The organism is Streptomyces sp. AHA2 (assembly GCF_036857595.1).
Lineage (GTDB): Bacteria > Actinomycetota > Actinomycetes > Streptomycetales > Streptomycetaceae > Streptomyces.
The window spans coordinates 1-1,551 of the sequence record NZ_JAUQWJ010000053.1 but is presented as its reverse complement, the minus strand read 5'-3'; the positions used below and the strand labels follow the sequence as shown (position 1 = coordinate 1,551).

Here is a 1,551-nt window from a genome sequence, read left to right as displayed (position 1 = left end):
GACGTCGGCGCCCTCGGTCAGGGCGGGCTCGACGCGCTTGGCGAGCACCTTGCCGAGCTCGACGCCCCACTGGTCGAAGGAGTCGATGTCCCACACCGCGCCCTGCACGAACACCTTGTGCTCGTAGAGCGCGACCAGCTGGCCCAGTACCGACGGGGTCAGCTCGGTGGCCAGGATCGTGGTGGTCGGGTGATCGCCCCGGAACGTCTTGTGCGCCACCAGCTCCTCCGGGACACCCTCACCACGCACCTCGTCGGGCGTCTTGCCGAAGGCGAGGGCCTGCGTCTGGGCGAAGAAGTTGGCCATCAGCAGATCGTGCTGGGCGGCGAGTTCCCCGCCCAGCTCGGCGACCGGCCGGGCGAAGCCGATGAAGTCCGCCGGGACGAGCTTGGTGCCCTGGTGGATCAACTGGTAGTAGGCGTGCTGCCCGTTGGTGCCCGGCGTGCCCCACACCACCGGCCCCGTCTGCCACCGGACGGGCAGCCCCCGGCGGTCCACGGACTTGCCGTTGGACTCCATGTCCAGCTGCTGGAGGTAGGCGGTGAACTTCGACAGGTAGTGGCTGTAGGGCAGCACGGCGTGCGACTGGGCGTCGTGGAAGTTGCCGTACCAGATACCCAGCAACCCCATGATCAGCGGCGCGTTCGCCTCGGCGGGGGCGTTGCGGAAGTGCTCGTCGACGATGCGGAACCCGTCGAGCATCTCCCGGAAGCGGTCCGGGCCGATCGCGATCATCAACGACAAACCGATCGCGGAGTCGTAGGAGTACCGGCCACCCACCCAGTCCCAGAACTCGAACATGTTGGCCGTGTCGATACCGAACTGCGCGACCTTCTCGGCGTTGGTCGACAGGGCGACGAAGTGCCGCGCCACCGCCTCGTCGTCACCGAGCCCGGCCAGCAGCCAGGAACGGGCCGAGGTGGCGTTGGTGATGGTCTCGATGGTGGTGAAGGTCTTGGAGGCGACGATGAACAGCGTCTCGGCCGGATCCAGGTCACGGATCGCCTCGTGCAGGTCGGAACCGTCCACGTTCGACACGAAACGCACCGTCAGCTCACGGTCGGTGAAAGCGCGCAGCGCCTCGTATGCCATCGCCGGGCCGAGATCGGAGCCCCCGATGCCGATGTTGACGACAGTGCGGATCCGCCGGCCCGTGTGCCCGGTCCACCGGCCCGAGCGCACCCGCTCGGCGAACTCGGCCATCCTGTCCAGCACGGCGTGCACACCCGGCACCACGTTCTCGCCGTCGACCTCGATCACCGCCTCCCGCGCGGCACGCAGCGCGGTGTGCAGCACCGCCCGGTCCTCGGTGGTGTTGATCCGCTCACCGCGGAACATGGCCTCCCGCAACCCGAACACATCCGTCGCCACCGCCAGTTCACGCAGCAACGCCAGCGTCTCGTCGGTGATCAGATGCTTGGAGTAGTCGATGCGCAGGTCACCGACGCGCACCACATAACGCTCGGCGCGCCCCGGGTCCGACGCGAACAGCTCGCGCAGCCCGACGCCGTCGAGTTCCTTGCGGTGCTTGGCCAGTGCGGTCCACTCGGG

General features: G+C 68.3%; 1 protein-coding gene. It reads right to left on the bottom strand.

Annotated elements, in window-relative coordinates; genetic code table 11:
* A partial coding sequence (gene pgi / locus Q5694_RS34750) for a glucose-6-phosphate isomerase (RefSeq protein ID WP_333937511.1) occupies positions 1-1,551 on the bottom strand: 1,551 nt, incomplete at both ends.